Origin of the sequence: Mesorhizobium sp. YC-39 (genome assembly GCF_025753795.1) — a bacterium.
In the GTDB taxonomy this organism is placed as follows: domain Bacteria; phylum Pseudomonadota; class Alphaproteobacteria; order Rhizobiales; family Rhizobiaceae; genus Mesorhizobium.
The window spans coordinates 134437-157542 of record NZ_JAOWPS010000002.1 but is presented as its reverse complement, the minus strand read 5'-3'; the positions used below and the strand labels follow the sequence as shown (position 1 = coordinate 157542).

General features: G+C 62.2%; 27 protein-coding genes. 7 read left to right on the top strand and 20 right to left on the bottom strand.

From position 1 onward, the window contains the following. Positions 1-174 precede the first annotated feature (174 nt). From OHD62_RS10230 to OHD62_RS10215, 4 genes are all read right to left on the bottom strand, one after another. The gene (locus OHD62_RS10230; RefSeq protein WP_263782515.1) at positions 175-1197 is read right to left on the bottom strand and encodes a glycosyltransferase family 4 protein; all 1023 of its coding nucleotides are present in this window, start codon (positions 1195-1197) and stop codon (positions 175-177) included. Between the two features lie 231 nt (positions 1198-1428). Continuing rightward, positions 1429-2841 carry an ATP-binding protein gene (locus OHD62_RS10225; RefSeq protein ID WP_263782514.1) on the bottom strand — a complete coding sequence of 471 codons (1413 nt, stop codon included), beginning with the start codon at positions 2839-2841 and terminating at the stop codon, positions 1429-1431. 132 nt (positions 2842-2973) lie between these two features. Continuing rightward, entirely contained in the window at positions 2974-3693 is a 720-nt protein-coding gene (locus OHD62_RS10220) for a response regulator (protein ID WP_107649772.1), read from the bottom strand. Next, positions 3680-4213, bottom strand: a complete 534-nt coding sequence (locus tag OHD62_RS10215; RefSeq protein WP_097572349.1) for a MarR family winged helix-turn-helix transcriptional regulator — start codon at positions 4211-4213, stop codon at positions 3680-3682. Before OHD62_RS10215 ends, OHD62_RS10220 begins: the two co-directional genes overlap by 14 nt. Positions 4214-4462: 249 nt before the next feature. On the opposite strand from OHD62_RS10215, the gene OHD62_RS10210 reads away from it, so the two are divergent. The 3 genes from OHD62_RS10210 to OHD62_RS10200 all read left to right on the top strand — a co-directional run bounded on the left by OHD62_RS10210 (position 4463) and on the right by OHD62_RS10200 (position 6695). Then, positions 4463-5356, top strand: coding sequence for a branched-chain amino acid aminotransferase (locus OHD62_RS10210; RefSeq protein ID WP_263782512.1), 894 nt, complete (start codon positions 4463-4465; stop codon positions 5354-5356). A gap of 145 nt (positions 5357-5501) precedes the next feature. After that, on the top strand, positions 5502-5822 hold the full coding sequence (locus tag OHD62_RS10205) for a hypothetical protein (RefSeq protein WP_006338484.1): 321 nt from the start codon (positions 5502-5504) through the stop codon (positions 5820-5822). Positions 5823-6053: 231 nt separating this feature from the next. Then, a complete protein-coding gene (locus OHD62_RS10200) occupies positions 6054-6695 on the top strand; it encodes an MBL fold metallo-hydrolase (protein ID WP_263782511.1) in 642 nt (213 codons plus the stop codon). A 58-nt stretch (positions 6696-6753) separates the two neighbouring features. Here the strand turns inward: OHD62_RS10200 and OHD62_RS10195 are convergent, their stop codons facing one another. The 3 genes from OHD62_RS10195 to OHD62_RS10185 form a co-directional block, all read right to left on the bottom strand. After that, entirely contained in the window at positions 6754-7182 is a 429-nt protein-coding gene (locus OHD62_RS10195; RefSeq protein ID WP_263782510.1) for a BA14K family protein, read from the bottom strand. Positions 7183-7383: 201 nt separating this feature from the next. Further along, on the bottom strand, positions 7384-7596 hold the full coding sequence (locus OHD62_RS10190; RefSeq protein ID WP_006202521.1) for a cold-shock protein: 213 nt from the start codon (positions 7594-7596) through the stop codon (positions 7384-7386). 256 nt (positions 7597-7852) lie between these two features. Next, complete coding sequence (locus OHD62_RS10185; RefSeq protein WP_006202520.1) at positions 7853-8065, bottom strand: cold-shock protein; 213 nt, start codon at positions 8063-8065, stop codon at positions 7853-7855. Positions 8066-8605: 540 nt separating this feature from the next. Here OHD62_RS10185 and OHD62_RS10180 point away from each other — a divergent pair. Further along, complete coding sequence (locus OHD62_RS10180) at positions 8606-9007, top strand: Kazal-type serine protease inhibitor family protein (RefSeq protein ID WP_263782488.1); 402 nt, start codon at positions 8606-8608, stop codon at positions 9005-9007. A gap of 144 nt (positions 9008-9151) precedes the next feature. On the opposite strand, the gene OHD62_RS10175 is transcribed toward OHD62_RS10180, so the two are convergent. The 6 genes from OHD62_RS10175 to OHD62_RS10150 all read right to left on the bottom strand — a co-directional run bounded on the left by OHD62_RS10175 (position 9152) and on the right by OHD62_RS10150 (position 12298). Then, positions 9152-10705, bottom strand: a complete 1554-nt coding sequence (locus OHD62_RS10175) for an EAL domain-containing protein (RefSeq protein ID WP_263782487.1) — start codon at positions 10703-10705, stop codon at positions 9152-9154. 130 nt (positions 10706-10835) lie between these two features. Then, on the bottom strand, positions 10836-11057 hold the full coding sequence (locus tag OHD62_RS10170) for a hypothetical protein (RefSeq protein ID WP_263782486.1): 222 nt from the start codon (positions 11055-11057) through the stop codon (positions 10836-10838). Between the two features lie 95 nt (positions 11058-11152). Next, entirely contained in the window at positions 11153-11290 is a 138-nt protein-coding gene (locus OHD62_RS10165) for a hypothetical protein (protein WP_263782485.1), read from the bottom strand. Positions 11291-11454: 164 nt separating this feature from the next. Next, positions 11455-11703: a hypothetical protein gene (locus tag OHD62_RS10160; RefSeq protein ID WP_263782484.1), complete on the bottom strand. Its 249-nt coding sequence runs from the start codon at positions 11701-11703 to the stop codon at positions 11455-11457. Beyond that, positions 11700-11966, bottom strand: a complete 267-nt coding sequence (locus OHD62_RS10155; protein ID WP_263782483.1) for a hypothetical protein — start codon at positions 11964-11966, stop codon at positions 11700-11702. Before OHD62_RS10155 ends, OHD62_RS10160 begins: the two co-directional genes overlap by 4 nt. A gap of 125 nt (positions 11967-12091) precedes the next feature. After that, on the bottom strand, positions 12092-12298 hold the full coding sequence (locus tag OHD62_RS10150) for a cold-shock protein (RefSeq protein ID WP_107649779.1): 207 nt from the start codon (positions 12296-12298) through the stop codon (positions 12092-12094). A gap of 342 nt (positions 12299-12640) precedes the next feature. On the opposite strand from OHD62_RS10150, the gene OHD62_RS10145 reads away from it, so the two are divergent. From OHD62_RS10145 to OHD62_RS10135, 3 genes are all read left to right on the top strand, one after another. Next, on the top strand, positions 12641-12814 hold the full coding sequence (locus tag OHD62_RS10145; RefSeq protein ID WP_263782482.1) for a hypothetical protein: 174 nt from the start codon (positions 12641-12643) through the stop codon (positions 12812-12814). Positions 12815-12862: 48 nt separating this feature from the next. Next, complete coding sequence (locus tag OHD62_RS10140; RefSeq protein WP_263782481.1) at positions 12863-13129, top strand: DUF1488 domain-containing protein; 267 nt, start codon at positions 12863-12865, stop codon at positions 13127-13129. A gap of 160 nt (positions 13130-13289) precedes the next feature. After that, on the top strand, positions 13290-14924 hold the full coding sequence (locus OHD62_RS10135; RefSeq protein WP_263782480.1) for a tetratricopeptide repeat-containing sulfotransferase family protein: 1635 nt from the start codon (positions 13290-13292) through the stop codon (positions 14922-14924). A 98-nt stretch (positions 14925-15022) separates the two neighbouring features. Here OHD62_RS10135 and OHD62_RS10130 read toward each other — a convergent pair whose 3' ends face one another. The 7 genes from OHD62_RS10130 to OHD62_RS10100 form a co-directional block, all read right to left on the bottom strand. Further along, positions 15023-15370 (bottom strand): DUF1428 domain-containing protein, encoded by a 348-nt coding sequence (locus OHD62_RS10130; RefSeq protein ID WP_263782479.1) that lies wholly within the window; start codon positions 15368-15370, stop codon positions 15023-15025. An 81-nt stretch (positions 15371-15451) separates the two neighbouring features. Beyond that, entirely contained in the window at positions 15452-15880 is a 429-nt protein-coding gene (locus OHD62_RS10125) for a VOC family protein (RefSeq protein WP_263782478.1), read from the bottom strand. A 126-nt stretch (positions 15881-16006) separates the two neighbouring features. Then, the gene (locus OHD62_RS10120) at positions 16007-16195 is read right to left on the bottom strand and encodes a hypothetical protein (RefSeq protein ID WP_263782477.1); all 189 of its coding nucleotides are present in this window, start codon (positions 16193-16195) and stop codon (positions 16007-16009) included. 161 nt (positions 16196-16356) lie between these two features. Beyond that, positions 16357-17883 (bottom strand): ABC-F family ATP-binding cassette domain-containing protein, encoded by a 1527-nt coding sequence (locus OHD62_RS10115; RefSeq protein ID WP_263782476.1) that lies wholly within the window; start codon positions 17881-17883, stop codon positions 16357-16359. Between the two features lie 349 nt (positions 17884-18232). Further along, the gene (locus OHD62_RS10110; protein WP_263782475.1) at positions 18233-18655 is read right to left on the bottom strand and encodes a hypothetical protein; all 423 of its coding nucleotides are present in this window, start codon (positions 18653-18655) and stop codon (positions 18233-18235) included. A 69-nt stretch (positions 18656-18724) separates the two neighbouring features. Beyond that, a complete protein-coding gene (gene uvrB, locus OHD62_RS10105; RefSeq protein ID WP_263782474.1) occupies positions 18725-22021 on the bottom strand; it encodes an excinuclease ABC subunit UvrB in 3297 nt (1098 codons plus the stop codon). A gap of 125 nt (positions 22022-22146) precedes the next feature. Then, positions 22147-23076 (bottom strand): LysR substrate-binding domain-containing protein, encoded by a 930-nt coding sequence (locus OHD62_RS10100; RefSeq protein WP_263782473.1) that lies wholly within the window; start codon positions 23074-23076, stop codon positions 22147-22149. Positions 23077-23106: the final 30 nt, after the last annotated feature.

Genomic DNA, 23106 nt, shown 5'->3' with positions numbered 1-23106 from the left:
TTGGCTGGATGGAAGCGTACAACCGCACAGTCCGGGACTTCAGTATCACCTGATCTGGGTAGAGTTCCGAATTGACATAGCCATAGCCCGAAGCTGCCCCTTTAGGCGGTGGCGTATGCACGCAAGGTTCCGTGGCGGACCAAAGGTTGATCATGAGCTACCACAAAGGTGGCGTCAGGCAGCGAGCTTTCGCGTCGTGCCCAGTGCTTCCTCGACCGTGTCGAGAAACATTTCCGCGCAGGCTTTCCAGCTGTAGCGCATTGCGCGCTGACGCGCCTCGGCGCGGTCGACGTGAAGGGCGGCAAGTGCTGCCTGCCGCAAATCATCCGCTACCGCGCCGCCAATGCCGTCGCCGACAATGTCGATCGGGCCGGTGACCGGATAGGCGGCGACGGGCGTGCCGCTGGCCAGCGCCTCGATGATGACGTTGCCGAAGGTGTCGGTGCGGCTGGGGAAGACGAAGACATCGGCCGAGGCATAGATTTCGGCCAGTTCGTCGTTCGGGCGGTGACCGAGGAAATGGGCATCGGGATATCTGGCCTTGAGCTTGGCCAGTTCCGGGCCTTCGCCGACGATCACCTTGCTGCCCGGCAATTCGAGGTCGAGGAAAGCGGTCAGGTTCTTTTCGATCGCGACGCGGCCGACGCAGAGGAAGATCGGTCCCTCGAGACCCAGATCCTTCCTCTTGTCCGGCCGGAAATGATCGGTGTCGACGCCGCGTGTCCACGGCCTCAGCTTGGTGAAACCGCGCGCGGCAAGATCGTCGGCCAGCGACTGGGTGGCGACCAGCGTGCCTTGGCCGGAATTGTGGAAATCGCGAAGCCAGCGATACGCCCAGGCTTCCGGCACGGGCAGCCGCGCGCTCAGATATTCCGGGAAGCGCGTGTGATAGCTGGTCGTGAACGGCCGGCCCGTGTTGCGGCAGTAGCGCCGCGCCATGATGCCGAGCGGGCCTTCGGTGACGATGTGGATGTGATCCGCCTTGCGCTCGGCAATCAGGCGCGCGACATGGCCCGGCGTCGTCAGCGCCAGCCTGATGTCGGGATAGGTCGGCAAGGGCAAGGTGCGAAAGATGTTCGGGGTCAGGAAGTCCGCTTCGACGTCGAAGGATTTCAGAGTCTCCGAAAGCCGCTCCAGCGTATGGACGACGCCATTGACTTGCGGGCGCCAGGCGTCGGTGACCATCAGGATGCGCATGGCGGCCCCTTGCCCAGGAAGTCGTCGGTTGCCTTGCCGCGATGCCTGAATGGCGACCAGGCCGCGGCTCCCGCTTCGCTCCAGCGCACCCGGGCGGGCACGGGGTCGAATCGATGCCGAGGGGCCGAATCGATAGAGGTCGCGCACTTCATGCGCGCTCTTCAGCATGGTTTCATGACGGGCGGATGAAAGCGTAACCCGCAAGCACACTTCAGAATGCCGGAGCGCAGGTCAGGCCGGTACCTTGATGACCGCACGCAAGCCGCCGAGCGGGCTGTCGTCCAGCATGATGTCGCCGCCATGGCTGCGGACGATGTCGCGTGCGATGGCGAGGCCAAGCCCGGTGCCGCTGGCGTCGAGGTTGCGGGCCTCGTCAAGCCGCACGAACGGCTTGAACACCTCCTCGCGCTTCTGGGGCGGAATGCCCGGACCGTCATCGTCGATGGTGACGAGCAGCGAGCCGTGGTCGTGGTTGGCGTTGATCTCCACCGTCTGGGCATAGCGGAAGGCGTTGCCGACGACATTGGACAGCAGCCGGGCGAAGGCGCGAGGCCGCACCTGCACATGCGGATCGCCGGCAAGCGTGGTCGACAGTTTGCGCTTGCGCAGCGTTGCCTCTTCACCGAGCTTCTCGAAATAGGCCTCAAGATCGAAACGGCCGGTGTCTTCCGTCGCTTCGCCGCGGGCAAAGGCGAGATAGCCTTCCAGCATCGACTGCATGTCGTCGATGTCCTGGCCAAGCGCCTCGGTGTCGGCCTTGGTCCCGGTCAGCGCGAGCTGCAGCTTGAAGCGGGTGAGGATGGTTCTGAGATCGTGGCTGACGCCAGTCAGCATGGCGGTGCGCTGTTCGAGCTGGCGTTCGATGCGCTCGCGCATCTGGATGAAGGCAAAGCCGGCGCGGCGCACCTCCTCGGCGCCACGCGGACGGAAATCGCGCGGCATCGGCCGGCCCTTGCCGAAACTCTCGGCCGCCTCGGCCAGCGTCAGGATCGGCCGGATCTGGTTGCGCAGGAAGGGGATGGCGATCATCAGCAGCACCAGCGAGGTGCCGACCATCCAGATCAGGAAAATGTGGGTGTTCGATGCATAGGCCTGGCTGCGACGCACGAAAACGCGCAGCACCTTGCCCTCAAGCTGGACACGGACCTCGACGATGTTGGAATTGCCGACCGTATCGATCCAGAACGGACGGTTGATCTGACGCGTGATCTCGGACGAGAGGATTTCATCGAGGATCGAGAAGAAAGGTTTTGGACCGGGCGGTGGCAATGGGTCGGGCGGCAGCAGATCGACCTTCAACTGCAGGCGGTCCTGGGCGATGCGGATGATGTTGGCATAATCGGCGTCGTGCGGATAGGTTTCGATCAGATCGATGATCGCGGCAATGTCGCTGATCGTGGCCTGCGACAGGCGCTGGGTGACGGTCTGCCAGTGGCGTTCCATGAACACAAAGGCGACCACTGATTGCAGCAGGATCATCGGTGCGATGACGATGATCAGCGAGCGGGCATAGAGCCGCTTGGGCATGTAAAGTGCGACGTAACGCCAGAACCGGTTCCAGGCGCGCGGCATGGCCTTGAGCGCCCGTGTGGCGCGTGCACTCAAGCCGTTATCTCCCGGCCCTTCCAGATCCGTGGTCGCCATTCGCCCTTTTGCTCATTTACGGGCCGCTCAACAAGGGCCCGCAGGCGCCGTGCTGCGCTTGCAATATTCGACTTATGCATGTCGTCGTCCCAAAACCGTTTCGCACTTTTGGGTGACACGCATTGCAGCAGTCTATTCCACGCTGAGCCGATACCCAATACCGCGCACGGTCTGCAGCCAGACCGGATTGGACGGGTCGCGCTCGATCTTGCGGCGCAGCCGGTTGATCTGGACGTCGATGGTGCGTTCGCCGACTTCTGAATCATCGCCGACAAGTTCATGGCGCGGTATCGTCTCGCCCGCCCGCGCCGCGAAGATCGCCAGGATCTCCTGTTCGCGGTCGGTCAGCTTGAGGGCCTCGCCGCCGCGCTTGAGCTCCCGCCGGGCGATCTGGAACGTGTAGGGGCCGAAGACCAGTTGCTCGACTTTCGGCGTCGTCGCCGGGCCACCGCGGCGCAGGATGTTGTTGATGCGCAGGATCAATTCGCGCGGATCGAAAGGTTTCGGCAGATAGTCGTCGGCGCCGGCCTCAAGTCCGGTGATGCGGCTGTCGGTTTCCGACAGCGCGGTGAGCATGAGGATCGGCACGTTCTTTTCGGCTCTCAGAGCCTTGGTGAGATCGACGCCGGTTTCACCCGGCATCATGACATCGAGCACGAGCAGATCGAAGTCGAGGCCGGCGAGCTTGCGCCGCGCCTCGCCGGAATTTCCGGCAACGGTGACGCGAAAGCCGTTTTCGGTCAGATATTGCTTGAGAAGATTGCGGATACGGGTGTCGTCATCGACCACCAGCAGATGCGGTGCATCGTCGTCCGGTGCTGCCGGCTGATCAACCTTTTCAATGGTCTCCATGGCTTTTCCCTGACATTTTTGCGGGCACAATGTCGATCTGCGCCCTTAGTTCCGGATTAACCATCGCTTCCAGGAAGCGTTCGATCAAGGCGCGTTCGCTGGCTCCGGAATCTTCCAATGCAGCACGGATGCGGCGCGACTGTGGCCGCGCCAGCGCCAGTGCCAGAGCACGGCCCCTGGCGGTGGGGTAGAGTTCGCGCTGCCGGCGGTCGCGCGGGCCTTGCAACTGGACGACATGGTCGGTGTCGATCAATTGCTTGAGCACGCGCGCCAGGCTCTGCTTGGTGATTTTCAGGACATCGAGGAGTTCGGCGACCGTCAGGCCCGGCCTGCGATTGACGAAATGCAGGACCCGGTGATGGGCACGGCCGAAACCATAGTCGGCGAGGATCTGGTCCGGATCGGAGGTGAAATCGCGATAGGCGAAGAAGAACAATTCGATGATTGCGAAGTCGATGCCGTCTTCGTCGGCGATCGCCGTCCTGATCGGTTTTCCGGCTGGGTGGCTGCGATCCGTCATCTTTTCTCCGCGGGAAATGGGAAATTATGTCAGTACTATTGACGTAATTTTCCGGCGATGGTAATTTTTGACAAGCTTTTCGGCGGATTGCGAACGAAAAGGCAAGGGAAGGCCGTTTTTCCGGAACTTCCTGAGTTTGCCAGACCTCAAATATCCGCTTACGCTTCGAGACACAGGCCGCCGGGTGCGGCCGACACGAAAAACGCAACGACACAATGATATGCGGGCCGTCGCCCGCGGGAGGTTACCATGGCATCCGTTCCCTTCGACCAAATGGATGGCTTTATCTGGATGAACGGCGAGTTCGTCAAATGGACCGACGCCAAGATCCACGTCCTGACCCATGGCCTGCACTATGCCAGCGCGGTGTTCGAGGGCGAGCGCGCCTATGGCGGCGAGATTTTCAAACTGACAGAGCATAGCGAACGTCTGCATGAATCGGCGCGCCTGCTTGGTTTCAAGATTCCCTACTCGATTGCCGAGATCGACGATGCTTGCCGCACGCTGTTGAAGAAGCAGGGATTCCAGGACGCCTATGTGCGCCCAATCGCCTGGCGCGGCAGTGAACAGATGGGCGTTTCGGCGCAGAACAACCGCATCAACTGCGCCATCGCCATCTGGCAGTGGCCGAGCTATTTCGACCCCGCGCAGAAGCTGAAGGGCATCCGTCTCGATGTGGCGGAATGGCGTCGCCCCGATCCACGCACTGCACCGTCGAAGTCGAAAGCCGCCGGCCTCTACATGATCTGCACCATGTCCAAGCATGCCGCCGAAGCCAAGGGCTATGCCGACGCCATGATGCTCGACTGGCGCGGGCAAGTCGCCGAAGCAACGGGCGCCAACATCTTCTTCGTCAAGGACGGCAAGATCCACACGCCGACGCCCGATTGCTTCCTCGACGGCATCACTCGCCGTACAGTCGTCGGCCTTGCCAGGGATCGCGGCCTCGAGGTGATCGAGCGCGCCATCATGCCGGAAGAGCTCGAAGGCTTCGAGCAGTGCTTCCTTACCGGGACGGCAGCCGAAGTGACGCCGGTTTCGGAGATCGGTCCATACCGATTCGAGGTCGGAGAAATCGCCAAGACGCTGATGAACGACTATTCTGCAGCCGTTCAACCCAAGCACGCGATCGCCGCAGAATAACGAAAGTCACAGCTTTTTTAACAAGTAGGGGCGGTTTTCGGGCCGCCCCTTTTATTTAAGCATTTCTGCATTTGACTTTCGTCCAATTCGGCGTCTCATGATGCTGTCGGCCCGGGAGGCTGGCAGCTATGGAGGGACTGGTACTATGGACATGAACACGCTTCTTCCGATCATTATTCAGGTGATTACGGGTGTCATCGGTGGTCAGGCGGTGGGCGCGGCGATCAAGACGGCGGCGATGGGTCAGCTTCCCAAGATCCTTGGTGGCGCCGTTGGCGGCGTCGGCGGCGCGGCCATCCTCGGTAGCCTGCTCGGCGGTGGCGCACCGGTCGATCCGGCAGCGGCAGCAGCGGCAACGGGCGGATTGGGCAGTGCGCTTAATCTGCAAAACATCATCGGCGGTGCCGGCGGTGGCGCCATTCTGACCGGTATCATCGGCGCGGTCATGAATGCGATGAAGAAATAAGCTTGGCGGTTTCGGGCTTTCAAATGGGCGGCTTCGGCCGCCCATTTCCGTTTTAGCCCGGCCCGTCACGTCGGTGGACGCCGGTCGAATGCGCCCCTAAAGCGCGCCGCTTGAACGAATTCATGCGACGCGCTTTAGGTTCTTGTTTTTATGCATGTCGTTATTGCAAAACCGCTGCACACTTTTGCGCGACATGCATTAGATCAGGGACGCGATCACGAAAGGACGATCATGGGTCAACTCAATGCCGGTATCGTGCCGGTCACGCCCTTCCAGCAAAACTGCACCATCCTCTTCGACATGGACGACAAACAAGGCGTTGTCGTCGATCCGGGCGGCGACATCGACAAGGTGCTGGCCGTGCTGAAGGACAATGCGATCACCGCCGGCGCGATCTGGATCACGCATGGCCATATCGACCATGCGGGCGGCGCAATGGAGCTGAAGGAGGCGCTCGGGGTGGAGATCATCGGCCCGCATGAGGCCGACCGTCCGCTGCTCGCCAACCTCGAGAGCCAGGCGAAACTTTACGGCATCACCGATGCCGTGCGCAATTGCGTGCCCGACCGTTTTCTCAGCGAAGGCGACACCGTCTCGTTCGGCCAGCACGCGTTTGAGGTCTTTCATTGCCCCGGCCACGCGCCGGGCCATGTCGTCTACTACAACCGTGCGGCCAAATTCGCCCATGTCGGCGACGTCCTGTTTCGGGGCTCCGTCGGGCGCACCGACCTGCCGGGCGGTGACCATGCCGCGCTGATCGCCTCGATCAAGACCAAGCTTTTGCCACTTGGCGACGACATCGGCTTCATCTGCGGCCATGGTCCTGGCGGCCGTTTCGGCGAGGAACGGCGGACCAATCCGTTTCTAGTTTAGGCAGATCGCGAAACAAAAGGCGCCGGCCTCGCGGCCAGCGCCTTTTGGGCAAGAAGCATCAGTTGGCGGTGCAGAAATGCTGTTCGCCGTCATAGCCTGTGAACGTGCCCGTACGGGCATTGAAGCTGCGGTAGCGATCCGAACAGTATTCGTACCAGCCACGGGTCCATGGCTCGGCGTAGCCGTCATTGTAGGCAACCCGTGGCTCCACGTAGTAACGGCGTACCGGGGCCGGTCGCGGCCGAGGATAGCGACCATAATCGTCATAGCCGGGGTCGTAGTAGCTGGGCTGCGGATTGCTGAGCGCGCCGCCTATCAGGGCGCCGGCCGCGAGGCCGAGGACGCCAGCGGCGACGGCGTCGCCGTGGTCATGGCCACGATAATGGCGGTGGTAACGCCAATCATCGGCGCTGGCCGCAGGCAAGGTCGCAAGCGTGGTTGCCACGACGGCGGCGGACAGGATGGCGGTCTTGAAAATTCGATTCATAGCGGTCTCCTTCGTGCCGGCCCGGTAGTAGGATGCGGTCCGGCTTTATCGAAGACTAATAGGCGACCGTGGCTGAACGGGGGCTGAACAAATTGGCGGGCCGAAATCAGATGATCGGCCGTGCCATGGGCCGCAAATATCGCACGCTCATGGAGAGCGAGCCTGTGCGCGGGAACCGTTCGGGTGCTGTCTTGAGCCGGCTCAGCCGATCGACAGGTTGACGGCTTTCGGACCCTTGCCGCGTTTGTCCGGCTCGGTGTCGAATGTCACTTTCTGCCCATCCTCAAGACCGGGAAGACCCGACGCCTGCACGGCCGAAATATGGACGAAGACATCCTTTGCGCCATCATCCGGCGTGATGAAGCCGAAGCCCTTGGCATGATTGAAGAATTTGACGGTGCCGGTCTGCGGCATGGGAAGCTCCTTTGATCCCATCAAGTCAAGTCTCGGGCCGGCAAATGCCCGAGTGAAATTTGTCCTTTATTTTAGCGCTATCGGCAAGAGAAAGTTTTTGCGGGGCATTTTGGCTTGCCGCCCTCGATATGAAAAAGGCGCGACGGTGACCGTCGCGCCTTCGAAAACTCAGATCCGGCTCTGGAAGCCGGCGCAGCCCCTGGAGAGGCTGATGGACGTTGCGCATGTCCGAACGGACTTGCGACGCGCCGACCGCTCAGGCCGCGCGGAGATTGACCGCCTTCGGGCCCTTGCCCATGCGGTCGGGCTCGACGTCGAAGGTGACCTTCTGGCCGTCGACGAGGGTGCGCAGGCCCGAAGCCTCGATCGCCGAGATGTGGACGAACACGTCCTTGGCGCCGCCGTCTGGCGTGATGAAGCCGAAGCCTTTGGTAGCGTTGAAGAATTTAACGGTGCCGGTCTGGGCCATTGGGGAAACTCCTTCACCCGTGTCAGTCTTGTGGTTTGCCCGCTGCCTGGCGCCGTGGGCAAGTCCCGGTGGTTGCTTCGGCAGTCATGCATTGGCGCATGGTCAAACCCCCCGCCGAAAAACGGGGCCGTCAGAGATTCACAGTATCGGGGAAAGGTCGTCCAAAACGTTCCGCTCTCCGGGTCGCAAATGCCCGAACACAAAATTTATCGCACGGAAACGTGATGGTTGCAAGATAGTGCCGCGGGCCGCCCATTGCGCGTCCCGACGCATCGCATCGATAGACCCGGGTCCTTGCTCGGTCATCGGCCAGAACCCGGCCACGCATGGTCCAGTGAGCGATATCCGGGCGGCATCTGCGACGCGTCGGTTTGTTTCCTGCAGCCGCCCAAAAACGAGGGATTGCATTTGCCGATGGAATGACGAGGATCGATCCAGTTTGATTTTGCGCATGATCCTTTCCGAAAATAGATTTTCGGGGTCATGCGCCGGAGCGGAGCGCGTTTTGCGCCGGAGCAGGGGCTCGAGGGAGATATAGTCATGAGATTTCTTGCGGCAATCTTTTCGCGTCAGGGTTTTGCCGTCCTGTTGTTGTCGGCAATTCTTGCCGCCTGCACCGTCGTGGTGGATGAAGGACCGGGGCCGCGTCCGCCAAGGCCGGGACCGCAATTCTGCACCAAGCAGTATGACCCGGTCTGTGCCCGGCGCGGCGGCGACCGCCAGACCTTCGCCAATGCCTGCCTTGCAGAGCGGGCCGGATATCGCATCATCCGCGACGGCCAATGCCGTGACGGCGGTGGTGGCGGTGGCGAAGAGCAGACATTCTGCACGCGCGAATATGCTCCGGTCTGCGCCCGCCGCCGTGGTGAATTGCGCACCTTCCCCAATGCATGCGAGGCCCGTGCCGCGGACTATCGGGTGGTCGACGACGGTCCCTGCTGAGAGCACGGCTCTCCTATCTCCCCCATGACGGGGAGATAGGGCTGATCGCGTGGCTGCCTCTAAAGCGCGTTGCAACGCGCTTTAGTTCTTGCGTTGATGCATGTCGTTATCGCAAAACCGCTGCGCACTTTTGCGCGACATGCATTAGGCCGACGGTTTCACCTTGCGGCAATAGGCGATGAACTCGGCCGCGGGCATTGGCTTGGCAAACAGCCAGCCTTGACCATAATCGACGTCGCGCTCCAGCAGATAGTCGGCCTGTGCCTGCGTCTCCACGCCCTCGGCAACGATCTTCAGCTTCAACGTCTTGGCCATGTCGATGATATGCGGCGTGACGGAACTGGTGGCGGAATTCGTGGCGATCGTGTCGATGAACGACTTGTCGATCTTCAGCGCATCGAGCGGCAGTCCTTCGAGATGGGAGAGGCTGGAATAGCCGGTGCCGAAATCGTCGATTGCAACCGCATGACCAAGCTCGCGGGCGCGGATGAGGGTCGAGCGCGCTGAATCGATATTGACAAAACCGCGCTCCGTCGCCTCCAGCCAGATCTGTCGAGGCCGAATTCCCGTGTGCTGCAGGGCCTTTTCTATGACTGGAAGGATCCTGGCCGTTTCGACGTCGGCCGGACTGAGATTGACCGCGATGTGGAGGGAACGATTGGCGACCAGAAGCCGGTTCAGGTCGAGAACCACATGGGCGACCACCTGGTCGGTGATCGGCGCGATCAGGCCGCTCTCTTCGGCCAGCGGGATGAACAGATCGGGCCGGACCAGCGAGCCGTCCGGGCGCCTCCAGCGCACCAGAGCTTCCGCCCCCACGCATCTGCCGGTCCTGAGTTCGACGATCGGCTGATAGTGGACGATGAATTCGCGCTTGCGGACGGCAATCTGCAGCTCTCTCAGCGGCGACAGTCGCCGTCGCGACAGCCAGACAACCATGCCGATGGCAAAGGCGGCGATGAAAGCCCCAAGCGGAAGCAGCAGCAATCGCTGCCTGCGCACGTCGTCCACGATCTGGCTTTCCGGTTCGGTGGCTATGGCGATCCAGTCCGTCCCGTGTGCGGTGGCGAACAAATGGCCGTCGTCCAGGCCTTTGCCGGTGCCGCCGATGATCTTGCCGATGCGGGCGGAATCAGGCCCGTTCAGCGTGCCGAGCAGGATGCCCTGGTTCGTCGCCAAAGCGAGCTGAATGTCGGGATCGACGATGACGTCGACAAAGCGCACGGGATCGACAAGCACATTGTGATCCTTGTACCGCAGCGCCATCAGCGGATGGTCCGGGTTGGCCAAGGGCTGCATGCGGGCGGTGACGGCAACGCCGTCCCCCGTGGTGAAATCCGGAGCGGTTTGCGCAACGCTTCCTTCGGTCGCCCCCCAGGACGTGCATTTGAGCAGGCCATTTTCGAAATAGCCCATTTCTTCGATCGAGCGTGTGTTGATGGTGAGTTGCCGCATGCGGGCTATATGGCCAACCGAGCAGCGGTCACCAGTGAACCGGTCGATCTCGCGCAGTGCGTGGGTCGCATCCTTGAGCGATATGTCGGCCCTGGCGATCGCGCGGTTGGCGAACAGTTCCAGCCGATCGTGTTCTTCCTGAACCGCCAGAACCCATGAAAAGTGAAACATCGCCGCGATGGGGACTATGGCGCCGAGCAAGGCCAACACCACCGCAGTCACGATGATGCGCGGCCTGTCCATATGCGCCTCCTGCCTTCGGCCGGCGATCACTTGCCGGTTTCCCGCCGGGACGGGGCACCGAGCCTCGTTCCAGCGGACCCTTATATGGCCTCGACGTTACGTGAGCTTTAATGCCGTCCGCGCCGTGTTCTTATCCAGCCGGATAGGTGCCATCCGCCGGACCGGCATAGAGTTCACTGCCATCCTGATCGGAAATGCGCAGGCGGTCGGGGATCTGTGGCATCGCCAGCGTGCGGAACAGCGCGGTAGCGCCCTGCAGTGCGGCACGCAGGTTCGGTGCTTCGAGCGACACCCTGTCGAGCATCGCTTCGTCGGTGTCGCGTGACCGATAGAACTCGACGACGAAGTTCAAGCATGCCTCCATGTTGCGACCAGGAAGCCGTGGCACCCAACTCCGGTGCACGCGTCGCGCCAGGCTCGAAGATGGTCGCGTGGCGCGCGGAAGCGCTAGCTCTTGGACTTCGGCTTCAAACCGGCTTCCGCCTGCTTTACGGCCGAGCCGAAGGGTGAGACAGGCTTTGCCGCCGTCTTGTCCTTCTTGGGCTTGCGTGTCTCGCGGTTGCTGCGCTGTTGACCCTTGGCCATCTCTGATCCCTCGAATGTTGGCGGTTGATGCTGGCTAAAAGCGCATCGCGTTTGAACGGATTCATACGACGCGCTTTAAGTTCTTGTTTTTATGCATGTCGTTGTCGCAAAACCGCTGCGCACCCTCGGGTCAAGCCCGAGGGCATGCTTTTGCGCGACATGCATTAGGTGGCCGGATTGTCGGCCGCTTCGAGATTGTCTTCCGTGGTCACCCGTTCATGGGTCTCCTGGTCACTGCGGATGCGGTATTGCGGCGAACCGTCCTTGACCGGCAGCCTGCTCTTGATCTGGAACAGTTCCGCGGCTTGCTGGACAAGGCCGGTACGGCTCTTCATGCGGACTGTCTGGCCGATGATGAAAAGATGCGCGGGCGTGTCGGTGCGCGGCCGCGCATTCTGCTGGAAGCGGATCATGCTGCGTTCTCCCGGTCGTGTTTCAGCGCTGTTTCGAGTTCGGCTTGGTCGATGGCGACAAGCTGGCTGGTCGAGCTTTTCACCGTCCTTGCCGGCAGATAGATGAAGGTGGCGACACGGCGCCAGGCAAGCCATGACATGCCGTCAATCAGCTCTTCGTCGTGATCGATATCGTAGTCTCCTGACGGCAACGTTCCTTCCACCCCGCCGAGCACAAAGGGTGCCTCGAAATGCGCGATGGAATGGGTGGTGCGGCCAGACATTGCTTTTTTACCTCGAGGTAGCGGGGACGAACCTCGCTTTTTCTATCTCCGGCAATCGCTGGAAATGAGCCTCTTTCGAGAGCTGCCAGTACATCCGTGGTCAGCGTTCATCGAATTCGACCGGATCAGATCAGTTGCAGATTGGCGGCCGACTCGCGGCCCTTGGTGTCGCGCTCCAGATCGAACTGCAGTTTCTGGCCTTCGGCCAGGCCGGGGAAGCCAGCGCGTTCGAGCGCGCTGACATGGACGAAAACGTCCTTGCCGCCATCGGCCGGCTGAATGAAGCCGAAGCCCTTCTGGCCGTTGTAGAATTTCACGGTTCCCGTGTTCATGTGAGTGTCTTTCAAAGAGAGAAATGAACGCCGGGCAAAATGCGCCGCGCGTTCCTGTATCGGGATCGGGGATTTGGAATGAGTTTGGCGGGTCGAGAACCTCTGACGCCGCGAGATGCCAAGCTTGGCCCAAAAACGACCTCACGCCAATATCCCGAAATTGTGGTTTATTCAAGAAAATTTCCGAGATAATTCGGATGGCCTCGAAATTTGCCCATACAAAATTTTATAAAGTGCTGCTATGATCCAATAATATCAAAAAAATCTTATTGAGATCGCCAGGATAATTATTCTGGTGTCTGGACTTATTTTCCCAGAAAGGGCAAAAAATCTATGAGACTCATGAAAACACCCGATCGTCCGGCCATGACGATCAAGCCGATCGCCAAGTTCCCGAAAGTCATGTCGGCGCGCCTGACGATAAGAAGCGACGAAGCGGCACGGCGAAAGATCGCCGACACCGACGGCACGCTGCGGCGGGCACGTCAGCTTGCCGAAAGCAATCGCCTGATCTGATGGCGCCACGTGTCCCTTTGCCGGGATCATGTGCCGAGGAGATCGATGATGACGCTCAATTTCCCCAATCCCAGCCGCTCCTATGACGCGGCGGCGAAGCGCATTCGTTTCACCGGACATGATGGCATGTTCGAAGTGCCCTTCTTCGTGGAGATTGCCGCGCTTTCGTCGGCCAGTCCGGCCACGACCGGAGCGGAAGCCGAATATCTCGGCGCGTTCGATGCCAAGCGCTCGTCGATCCAGGATGTCGCGCGGGAAGCCTATTCGCACGGTCGCAAGAACATGTATGTGCTGACCGAGGCCGATTTCCGGTAGGCTGGCTCGCGAACCCTTGAACCCGCTGCGCCAATGGCCTAGATCGCCACAGGCAGACAAACACGGCAGGTTTCCCATTAACAGAGATCAACGAAGAGCGGCGGGCGCGGGAGCGAGGTCTGGCACTGGCGGCCAGCCACCGTTAGGCCTCGACCAGTATGTGCAGCAGGCGCTGCAACTGCACCAGGCCGGACGCCGGCAAGAAGCCGAGGCGATTTACCGACAGGTGCTGGCGCGTAAGTCCAATCACGCGGCCGCGGCGCATTTCCTCGGATTGCTGCTGCATCAGACCGGGCGCAGCGCCGAGGGGATGGATCTTCTCGAACAGTCGGTGCAGTTGCAGCCGACCAATCCGGATTTCCTAAACAATTTAGGCACAGTCATGCGCGATCTCGGCCGCGTCGCGGCGGCCGTCGATTTCTTCCGCGGCGCGGTCGATATCCGCCCGGACCAGCTTGCGGCGCGCGACAATCTCGGCTCGTCGCTGAAGCAGCTCGGCCAGTTCGAGGAGGCCGAAGAGATCTATCGCGGCACGATCGGCCGCAATCCGTTCCATGTCCGCGCCCGCATCGGGCTTGCCGAAACGCTGCAGGAGGCCGGGCGGCTGGACGAGGCGCTTGCCGTGTTCCGCGAGGCGCTGACGATCCGGCCGAAAGACGCAGATCTGCTGCACGGGCTGGGTGTCGGGCTGATGGAAAAGGGCAAGCTCGATGAAGCGGCCGACCTTTTCCGCCAGGCGCTGGCAGTCAATCCCGGCATGGCGCGAGCCTGGCTGATGCTGACGCAGGTCAAGCGTCAGAAGGAGCGCGACGCCGAGCTTGCCGGCATGGAAGCACAGCACGCCAAGGCGCCGCAGGACAGCCTGGCGCGCATGCAGCTCTCCTTCGGCCTCGGCAAGGCCAATGACGATCTGAAAGACTATCCGCGCGCCTTCGACTATTTCGCCGAGGGCAACGCCATCCGCCGCAAGGGCATCGACTACGACCCGGTGAGGACGCGGGCCGAATTCGATGCGATGAAGACGGTGTTCGACGCCGGCTTTTTCGAAAAACACAAGCCAAGTTCAATCGCTGATGACGCGCCGATCTTCGTCGTCGGCATGCCGCGTTCGGGCACGACGCTGGTCGAACAGATCATCGCCAGCCATCCCCAGGTCTATGGCGCGGGCGAGCTGAGCATCTTGAAGACGGTGGTCGGCAAGCAGTTCCCGTCGACCATGCCAGGTGGCTTCCCGTGGGGAGTATCTGATGTAGCCGACGCGGATTTTGCTGAAGCCGGGCACGCCTATCTCGACATGCTGCATGCCCGCTATCCGCATGTGCGCCATGTCACCGACAAGATGCCAGGCAACTTTCTGCTTATCGGTTTCATCCACATGATGCTGCCGAAGGCCAGGATCATCCATTGCGCCCGCGATGCGGCGGCGACCTGCCTGTCGATCTACAAGGTGCATTTCCGCGGCGACAGTCACCGCTATGGCTACGATCTCGGTGAACTCGCCGACTTCCACAATCTCTACACAGACATCATGGCGCATTGGCACAGCGTGCTGCCCGGTGTCGTGCACGATGTGCGTTACGAGGATTTCGTCGCCGACCAGGAAGGACAGTCGCGGGCATTGATCACCCATCTCGGCCTGCCTTGGGACGATGCGGTGCTGTCGTTCCATGAGACCGACCGGCCGGTTCGCACGGCTTCGGCCGCGCAGGTACGCCAGCCGATGTACCAAGGCTCGGTCGATCTGTGGAAACGCTATGGCGACCGGCTGAAGCCGCTGCTCGACAGGCTGGCGTAGCGTGCTGGTCAGCGGCCGAAGCATCTCAGCTTCGTCATCCTAGGGCGAAGCAGGAGCGCAGCTCCGTCGCGAAGACCCTAGGATGACGAAGCGATGGGTCAAAGCTCGATGAAGGGCTGGAAGCCGCCGAAGATCATGCGCTTGGCGTCGAACGGCATCGTCTGCGAGTCCAAACGCGGGTCGGCCATCACCTTGGCCATGACCGCATCGCGGCTCTGCCTGGATTCATAGACCACCCATGCAAAGACGACGATCTCGTCGTCCTTGGCCTGCACGGCACGCGGAAACGAGGTCAACTCGCCATAGGGCACGTCGTCGCCGATGCATTCGACATAGGCGAGCGCGCCATGCTCTTTCCAGACGATGCCGGCCGTTTGCGCCATTTTCTTGTAGGCATCGAGATTTGCCTTGGGCACGGCGAGCACGAAGCCGTCGACATAGGACATCTTGGTCTCCTCCTTGGGGATCATTTGAAGGGATGCCCCACCGGCATCGGCCGGTGAGGGCGCCTCGCCATTCGCGAAAAGTCAGGCTTTTTTCACCGGCGCGTTCATCGCCCACTCGACACCGAACGGATCGCGCATATTGCCCCACTGGTCGCCCCAGAACATCACCTGCAGCGGCATGACGACCTCGCAGCCGGCATCGACAGCGCGCTGCCACCATGCATCGATGTCGTCGCTGCCGAGATGGAGCTGCATGGTATAGCCCTGCGGCTTCACCGGAGACATGCCATGCTCGGGGTAGAAGTCGGAGATCATCAGCGTCGAACCGTTGATATGCAGGTGGATGTGCATGGTGCGGCCCTGCTCATCCGGCGGGTAGAAGAAGACCTGCTCGGCGCCGAAGGCCTTTTGATAGAATTCAGCGGCCTTGAAGGCGCCATCCAGCTGAAGATAGGGCGTCAGGCCGCCGAGGACTTTCGCTGCGGGCTGGGTTTGGGGCTGATCGTTCATGTCTTGCTCCTCTTTGCGTTTGGTTGGCGTTGCCAACCAAAGGACGAACGAGGCGGCGGCAATCCTACATGGCCGCCGTTTTTTTTTCGAACGCCAAGATCAAAGGCCACGGGCCAGAGGTCGCCTTCATATTATCTTGGTCAACGCGGTTGCCGTGGCAAGGCGACGTTCGTTTTGCGCATCGAGGATTTCGGGCCAGCCGATGTCCTTGCGCAATTCGATCGGCAGTGAAAGCAGCGCGCGCTCGCTGCGGTAACGGGCGCGGCTCGCCGAGTAACGGGTCGCGATGCGGCCTATGGATGACAGAATGGACATGATGCACTCTCCCTGGTTGAAGCCGGCATCATCGTGTCGGCATCCCAAGGACGCGGCCCGCAGCCACGATCCGACAGACCGCGCGAATTTTTTTGCCGCCAGGGAAACGCCGGGCCGACATTGCCGCCGCCCGGCTTTTCATCACCGCAGTCGCGCCGCCTTCAACCTTCTGTTTCGGCCACCGAGCGGAAGAAATCCTCCGGACTGTCGACCTCGGTCAGCCGCCGCTTCCCGATCAGCCAGAAGCGATTACCGATCGCCCTGATGAAGGAGCGGTCATGCGAGGCGAGGACGCAGCTTGCCTGATGCGCCAGCAGTTCGGCTTCCAGCGCTTCCTGGCCGTCGATGTCGAGATGGTTGGTCGGCTCATCGAGCAAATAGAAGTTGGGATTGGCGAGCCTCAGCGCCAGCATCATCAGCCGCGCCTTCTGTCCACCCGACAGAGCGCCGATCTTTTTCTCCTGCATCTCGATGACTATGCCGGCGCCGGCGAGCAGCGAGCGGACACGCTGCTCGCCGACATCGAATTTTCGCGAGACCATCGCCAGTGGCGTGTCGTCGCTGCTCATCCCGGACAGGGCCTGGTCGCTATAGCCGAGCACCGTCGACGGCGTCACCTTGACGCTCTGCGCGGTTTCGGGTTCGGCGATGGCATTCCGGATCAGGGTGACGAAGCGCGACTTGCCGACGCCGTTGCGGCCGAGCAGGACGATGCGGTCGCCCTGGCAGATATGGCGCTTGCCGGTCCTGAACAGCAGCGTGCCGTCGGGCGTTTCCACCGCCGCATCATCGAGCGTGATCAGCACCTTGGCATGGGTGCCGCGGTTGGCGAGCCGGATCGCGCCTGCCGATTTCTCGCGATGCGCCGGAGCCGCCGCATCTTCCAGGCGCTCGGCGCGCTGGTTGAGCTGCTTGGTCTTGACCGTCAGAAGGTCGCTGCCGGAATTAATGCCGATATTGTTGAGCTTGGCAGCCTGCCGTCGCAATTGCTGCGCCACCTTCATGTCACGCTGGAATTTTCGCTCGGCCGAGGCGTCGGCCTCATCGAGCGCCTGCCTTGCCCTGGAATAGGGCAGGGCAAACGCCGGCGACTGTTCTGGACGCAGGAACAGCGTCCTGTTGGTCGTCGCGTCGAGAAACGCCCGGTCATGGCTGGCGATCACCACCGGCACCTCGCGCGGCAGCGCGTTCAGCCAGGTCTCGAGCTGGCTGATTTTGGCGAGGTCGAGATGGTTGGTCGGCTCATCGAGCAACAGCACATCCGGATCGGTGACCCAGACACGAGCGATCAGTGCCAGCCTCTGCCAGCCGCCGCTCAGGGCTCGTATCGACCGCGCGTGCATCGGTTCGGGGACGTCGAGTGAATCCAGCACGACGTCGACACGCCACAGCTCGCTTTCGGCCTGCTCGGGCGGCAGGGCGTCAGCCACCACCTGATGGAAGCTGTGGTCGAGGAGAGCAGGCGGAACGGACTGTTCGACATGGCCGATGCGCAGGCCGCGCGTGCGGGTGATGTCGCCTGACGTCGGTTCCATCTCGCCGGTCAGGCATTTGAGCAAGGTCGACTTGCCGCGACCGTTGGCAGCGACGATGCCGAGCCGGTCGCCGGCGCCGATGGTGAGGTCGAGATTGGAAAACAGCGGCGCACTCATGGTGACGCCGAGGGATTTGAGGCTGATCAGGGCCATTTTGATTTCTCTGGTCTTGCCGGAGTCCGGCTCAATGCACTTTGACGGTGCGCATACCGGCCATCAGGCTCGGCGTTGTGCACCACGAAGGGCAGACCAAAAAATCGAAGCGGGAAAACCCGGACCGTCCCTGGTCAGCCCTGCAAGCAAGCTCGCAGGGCACAGACAGGGCCGCGCTGACGGTGGTGGTCGAAAGTCACGCAGCCCTCCTTTCAAGACGTTTGAGTTCGCAACCCGGTTACACCAAGGGCAGGGTCGATGGCAAGGGAGGGGTGGAACGCGGGGTGTCAGCCTCGCCTGATCCCTTCGGCCCAGGCCACCAGGTCGTCCTCGCTGCTGCGCAGCCGCTTCATGACCCGTTGCATGGGCCAGCAGGTGGCTCCCTCGCGAATTCGAGAGCCGCGTTGATTTCCCCTTCGGGATCGTTGTCATCCGTCAGCCAATGCCCACCGAGTTCCCTGCGAAGCACCTCACCGCAGTAGCTGCCCAGCGCAAACAAGCGTGATCCGATGTCTTGCGACATTAACCCGCCGGAGATCGGCTCTCCATCCTTCGTCTGCTCGCGAAAGAACCGTTCCACCTCCGATATGCTCTGTGGCGTGAAATCGGCGCGATAGCCCGAACTTTGCAATGCGCTGGATATCCATTGCGCGGCTATCGTAATGTCATCCTGCAAGCGCCGCGGCGCGCTCGTTGTTTGAGACGCCGCGCGGGACGGCAGGAAAGTTGCAGCAACGGCGGCGAGAAGTCCAAAGAAACGACGCGTCATCATCTGTAGCCACCCAAGCGATGGCGTGAAGTTACATGTGTCGCTTGAGGAGCGCCATGGGTAGAACTGCGGCTACTTCCCCGGCCGGCCGGTCTTGCCGGGACGACGCTTTTCGCGGCGGGCGTCGCCTGGGTCCTCGTAGGAGCCGATGCCGGCGCGCTGACGAACGACTGGCTTGCCGGAATCGTCGCGATCCTTCGCGCCCCCCTCTGCCCTGCCGGGCATCTCCCCCACAAGGGGGGAGATCGGCTGTGGCTTCGTCGGCACTTTTCCTTCGACCGGTTTTTCGGTTCGCCGCACGGTCATCTCATCGAGCGAATTCTTCTTGAACAGCGGCTTGGTTGGCTCACCCGGAATGCCGAAGTCGGAGCCATGTGCCTCTGACGCCGACTGCTTCTTGAACAGCGAGCGCGACACCGCGCCGGCCGGCGTCGCCATATCGGTGCCTGGCCCCATGTCATCGATCGAGGGTTTGGCGAACAACGGCTTCTTCACCGGCACGGCGCCATCGGCGCCCATCTCATCAAGCGCCGGCTTGCGGAAGAGGTTGGGCCGGGCAGCCTTGGCCGCTTCTTCAGCGGCACGTGTCTCGTCGAGCTTGCGGAAACGCTCCTGCTCCTCTGATGTACGATGTTTGGCCACGCCCTTGTTGTGCTTGCCCTTTTCGCGGCCTGAGGCGGGACTTTGGCCTTCCACCTCGCGCGCCAGCGGATCGTCGGAGATCGACAGTTCCATCTCGCGCAGCCGCTTGATCTCGTCGCGGATGCGGGCCGCCTTCTCGAAGTCGAGGTTGGCGGCGGCATCGCGCATCTGCTTGTCCATGGCGTCGAGATGGGCCTTCAAATTGTTGCCCATCATCGCGCCGGCGCTGTCGGTGAACTGCGAGATGTCGGCGCGGACGTGGTCTTTCTCGTAGACCGAGTCCAGAATGTCGGAGATGCGCGACTTGACCGATTCCGGGGTGATGCCGTTAGCCGCGTTCCATTCCATCTGTTTCTCGCGGCGGCGATTGGTCTCGGCCATCGCGCGCTCCATCGAGCCGGTGACCTGGTCGGCATAGAGAATGACCTTGCCGTCGACATTACGCGCGGCGCGGCCGATCGTCTGGATCAGCGAGGTTTCGGAGCGCAGAAAACCTTCCTTGTCGGCGTCGAGGATGGCGACGAAACCGCATTCGGGAATGTCGAGGCCTTCGCGCAACAGGTTGATGCCGACCAGCACGTCGAAGGCGCCAAGGCGCAGATCGCGCAGGATCTCGATGCGCTCCAGCGTGTCGATGTCGGAGTGCATGTAGCGGACGCGTATGCCCTGCTCGTGCAGATATTCGGTCAGGTCCTCGGCCATGCGCTTGGTCAGCACGGTGACCAGCGTGCGGTAGCCGGCCTTGGTGGTCTCGCGGATTTCGCCGACGACATCGTCGACCTGGGTCTTGGCCGGGCGCACCTCGACCGGCGGGTCGATCAGGCCGGTCGGGCGGATGACCTGCTCGGCGAAGACACCGCCGGACTGTTCCAGTTCCCAGCCGCCAGGCGTCGCCGAAACCGCGACCGAAAGCGGGCGCATGGCGTCCCATTCCTCGAAACGCAGCGGGCGGTTGTCCATGCAGGACGGCAAGCGGAATCCGTACTCGGCCAGCGTCGCCTTGCGGCGGAAGTCGCCGCGGTACATGCCGCCGATCTGCGGCACGGTGACGTGACTTTCGTCGATGAAGACCAGCGCGTTGTCGGGGATGTACTCAAACAATGTCGGCGGTGGATCGCCCGGCTGGCGGCCGGTGAGATAGCGCGAATAGTTCTCGATGCCGGCGCAGGAGCCGGTGGCTTCCAGCATCTCCAGATCGAAGCGGCAGCGCTGCTCCAGCCGCTGCGCCTCCAGCAGGCGGCCAGCCTTTTCAAGCTCTTGCAGCCGCTGCTTGAGCTCTTCCTTGATCGACTTGATGGCTTGATTCAAGGTCGGGCGCGGCGTCACATAGTGCGAATTGGCGTAGATCTTGACGCTTTTCAACTCGCCGGTCTTCTGCCCGGTCAGCGGGTCGAATTCGGTGATCGACTCGATCTCGTCGCCGAACATCGAGATGCGCCAGGCGCGGTCTTCCAGGTGGGCAGGAAAGATCTCGATCGTGTCGCCGCGCACGCGAAACGAGCCGCGCACGAAATTGACGTCCTGGCGTTTGTACTGCTGGGCGACGAGGTCGGCGAGCAGCGCGCGCTGGTCGAGCCGGTCGCCGATCTGCATCTGGAAGGTCATCGCCGTATAGGTCTCGACCGAGCCGATACCGTAGATGCAGGACACCGAGGCAACGATGATGACATCGTCGCGCTCCAGCAGCGAGCGCGTCGCCGAGTGGCGCATGCGGTCGATCTGCTCGTTGATCGAGGATTCCTTCTCGATGAAGGTGTCGGTGCGTGGGACGTAGGCCTCCGGCTGGTAGTAGTCGTAGTAGGAGACGAAATACTCGACGGCGTTTTCCGGGAAGAATTTCTTGAACTCGGAATAGAGCTGCGCGGCCAGCGTCTTGTTGGGCGCCAGGATCAAGGCAGGTCGCTGCGTCTCCTCGATCACCTTGGCCATGGTGAAGGTTTTTCCCGAGCCGGTGACGCCGAGCAGCACCTGGGTGCGGTCGTTGTCGTTGACGCCCTCCACAAGGTCCTTGATCGCCGTCGGCTGGTCGCCGGCCGGCTCGAAATCCGACACCATCTTGATGGCGATGCCGCCTTCGGATTTCTCTGGCCGGGCAGGGCGGTGCGGCGTCCACAGCACGCCGTCCTTGTGCAAGGGATTGCCCGATTCGATCAGCGCGGACAAGGCGGCCACGGTGGCGGTGACGCCGCTGGAGGTCATGGTCTCGGCGTCTTCGAGAGAAATGTCGAGGCCGGCGACCGGGTTGAGGCCAGCCGCGGTTCTCTCCCTGGCCGAGGCTGCGCCACCCATCGAAGTGCCGCGCGCGGTGCGGCCAGGGGAGGTGGAGCGTTCGGGAATCTTTTTCGACTTGGCGCCTTCCCTCCCCCTCGAGGGGAGGGTGGCGGCGGAGCCGCCGGGTGGGGTCGGTGCGTCCAGGCTCGGCGGTTCTTTGCGTCCCGCGCTGCCTCCGGCGACCCCCTCTGTCGCCTTTGGCGACATCTCCCTCTCAAGGGGGGAGATTCTCCGCCCTTCCTTCTCCGCTTCCTGCTCGATCTGCTCGGCCCAGTCGGCGATCGAGCCGGTCAGCGGCGTGCCGGACAATTCGGCCTGCGGCGCTTCGGCAAAGCCGCCCTTGTGCAGCGGTTCCGACGCATCGAGGAAATCGGTAAGCGGGCTGCGCCGCTTGGGCAGCGAAGCGCTGATATCACCCGCCGGCGAGGGCGTCTTCTTATCGGAGGGTTTGGCCATGGCCCAAATATGGGAGGTATCGGCCAAAATGGAAAGAGCCGAGTGAAGCGGGGCACCGTGCCAGGCAAAGCTGCTGACAGAAGGCTGTCAGGAGCGATGTCGCCGTCGGAGCGCGCTCGGCAGTTTCACTGCGGCAGTGCCCCGTCGATCATCAAACCGACGGTCGCGGCAAGTTCCGTGGCGATCGCTGCCGCGCGGCGTGCCTTCGGGCCATGCAGCGGCCAGACCAGCCGGCGCCTGATCGTCAGCGCCGGCACGTCGCGCGCGATCTCAATGAGATGGCCGGGCTCCAGGTGCCGGCGCAGAACCAGCTCGCTGGCCAGCAACGCGCCCATGCCTGCAATGGCCGCCTGCGCCGCCACGATCGTCAGCCCGAAGCGCGGACCCTGATCGATGCCCTTCGGCTGCCGCCCGGCGGCGGCGAACCAGTGCCGCCATGCCGGATAGACATCGTCGCCCATCGTCGGGTCGATATGCAGCAGCGGCAGCCTGTCGAGCACAGTCGCCGCGTCCGGCCTGGCAATGCCCTGGACGAGCGCCGGCGCGCAGGCCGGGATCACCCGTTCGGTGAACAAATCGACGGATGCGAGATCCTGTGCGGTGGCCTTGCGGTAACTGATGGCAAGGTCGACGCCTTCTTCCAGCATCACATCGAGGGCGATCGACGCGACGATTCGAACATCGAGCCCGGCAAGCGCCGTACGCACCCTGTCGAGGCGGGGCGCGAGCCACAGCGAGGCGAAGGATGGATCGGCGCAGATGGTGAAGGTCTCGGCCTGCCGTTCGAAGCGAAGCCGTCGCATTCCGGAAGCCAGCGCGTCGAAGCCACGGTCGATGTCGGGCAGGGCGTTTTCGGCTGCGCGGGTCAGGACGATGCCGTTGCCGGCACGCCGGACCAGCTTGACGCCCAGTCCGTCCTCAAGCTGCCGCAGCTGATGGCCGACGGCGCCTGGCGTCACGCCCAGTTCGTTAGCGGCGCGCGTCAGGCTGCCGGTTCGAGCGGCGGCGGCAAGCGCTCGCAGCGCTGACAGCGGAAGATCCCTAAGCGTCGTCATGGATTGAGTTTACCTCAAAATATTTCGAAG

Excerpts from the sequence above, each read along its gene's own strand:
- OHD62_RS10150 (WP_107649779.1), bottom strand. The coding sequence starts at position 12,298 with ATGAACACGGGAACCGTGAAATTCTACAACGGCCAGAAGGGCTTCGGC.
- OHD62_RS10130 (WP_263782479.1), bottom strand. The coding sequence starts at position 15,370 with ATGTCCTATGTCGACGGCTTCGTGCTCGCCGTGCCCAAGGCAAATCTC.
- OHD62_RS10160 (WP_263782484.1), bottom strand. The coding sequence starts at position 11,703 with ATGATCCGCTTCCAGCAGAATGCGCGGCCGCGCACCGACACGCCCGCG.
- OHD62_RS10155 (WP_263782483.1), bottom strand. The coding sequence starts at position 11,966 with ATGTCTGGCCGCACCACCCATTCCATCGCGCATTTCGAGGCACCCTTT.
- OHD62_RS10200 (WP_263782511.1), top strand. The coding sequence starts at position 6,054 with ATGGGTCAACTCAATGCCGGTATCGTGCCGGTCACGCCCTTCCAGCAA.
- OHD62_RS10230 (WP_263782515.1), bottom strand. The coding sequence starts at position 1,197 with ATGCGCATCCTGATGGTCACCGACGCCTGGCGCCCGCAAGTCAATGGC.
- OHD62_RS10125 (WP_263782478.1), bottom strand. The coding sequence starts at position 15,880 with ATGAACGATCAGCCCCAAACCCAGCCCGCAGCGAAAGTCCTCGGCGGC.
- OHD62_RS10215 (WP_097572349.1), bottom strand. The coding sequence starts at position 4,213 with ATGACGGATCGCAGCCACCCAGCCGGAAAACCGATCAGGACGGCGATC.
- OHD62_RS10165 (WP_263782485.1), bottom strand. The coding sequence starts at position 11,290 with ATGGCCAAGGGTCAACAGCGCAGCAACCGCGAGACACGCAAGCCCAAG.
- OHD62_RS10195 (WP_263782510.1), bottom strand. The coding sequence starts at position 7,182 with ATGAATCGAATTTTCAAGACCGCCATCCTGTCCGCCGCCGTCGTGGCA.
- OHD62_RS10225 (WP_263782514.1), bottom strand. The coding sequence starts at position 2,841 with ATGGCGACCACGGATCTGGAAGGGCCGGGAGATAACGGCTTGAGTGCA.
- OHD62_RS10110 (WP_263782475.1), bottom strand. The coding sequence starts at position 18,655 with ATGATGACGCGTCGTTTCTTTGGACTTCTCGCCGCCGTTGCTGCAACT.
- OHD62_RS10205 (WP_006338484.1), top strand. The coding sequence starts at position 5,502 with ATGGACATGAACACGCTTCTTCCGATCATTATTCAGGTGATTACGGGT.
- uvrB (WP_263782474.1), bottom strand. The coding sequence starts at position 22,021 with ATGGCCAAACCCTCCGATAAGAAGACGCCCTCGCCGGCGGGTGATATC.
- OHD62_RS10220 (WP_107649772.1), bottom strand. The coding sequence starts at position 3,693 with ATGGAGACCATTGAAAAGGTTGATCAGCCGGCAGCACCGGACGACGAT.
- OHD62_RS10140 (WP_263782481.1), top strand. The coding sequence starts at position 12,863 with ATGACGCTCAATTTCCCCAATCCCAGCCGCTCCTATGACGCGGCGGCG.
- OHD62_RS10100 (WP_263782473.1), bottom strand. The coding sequence starts at position 23,076 with ATGACGACGCTTAGGGATCTTCCGCTGTCAGCGCTGCGAGCGCTTGCC.
- OHD62_RS10145 (WP_263782482.1), top strand. The coding sequence starts at position 12,641 with ATGAAAACACCCGATCGTCCGGCCATGACGATCAAGCCGATCGCCAAG.
- OHD62_RS10180 (WP_263782488.1), top strand. The coding sequence starts at position 8,606 with ATGAGATTTCTTGCGGCAATCTTTTCGCGTCAGGGTTTTGCCGTCCTG.
- OHD62_RS10115 (WP_263782476.1), bottom strand. The coding sequence starts at position 17,883 with ATGGCCCTGATCAGCCTCAAATCCCTCGGCGTCACCATGAGTGCGCCG.
- OHD62_RS10190 (WP_006202521.1), bottom strand. The coding sequence starts at position 7,596 with ATGCCGCAGACCGGCACCGTCAAATTCTTCAATCATGCCAAGGGCTTC.
- OHD62_RS10175 (WP_263782487.1), bottom strand. The coding sequence starts at position 10,705 with ATGGACAGGCCGCGCATCATCGTGACTGCGGTGGTGTTGGCCTTGCTC.
- OHD62_RS10210 (WP_263782512.1), top strand. The coding sequence starts at position 4,463 with ATGGCATCCGTTCCCTTCGACCAAATGGATGGCTTTATCTGGATGAAC.
- OHD62_RS10120 (WP_263782477.1), bottom strand. The coding sequence starts at position 16,195 with ATGTCCATTCTGTCATCCATAGGCCGCATCGCGACCCGTTACTCGGCG.
- OHD62_RS10185 (WP_006202520.1), bottom strand. The coding sequence starts at position 8,065 with ATGGCCCAGACCGGCACCGTTAAATTCTTCAACGCTACCAAAGGCTTC.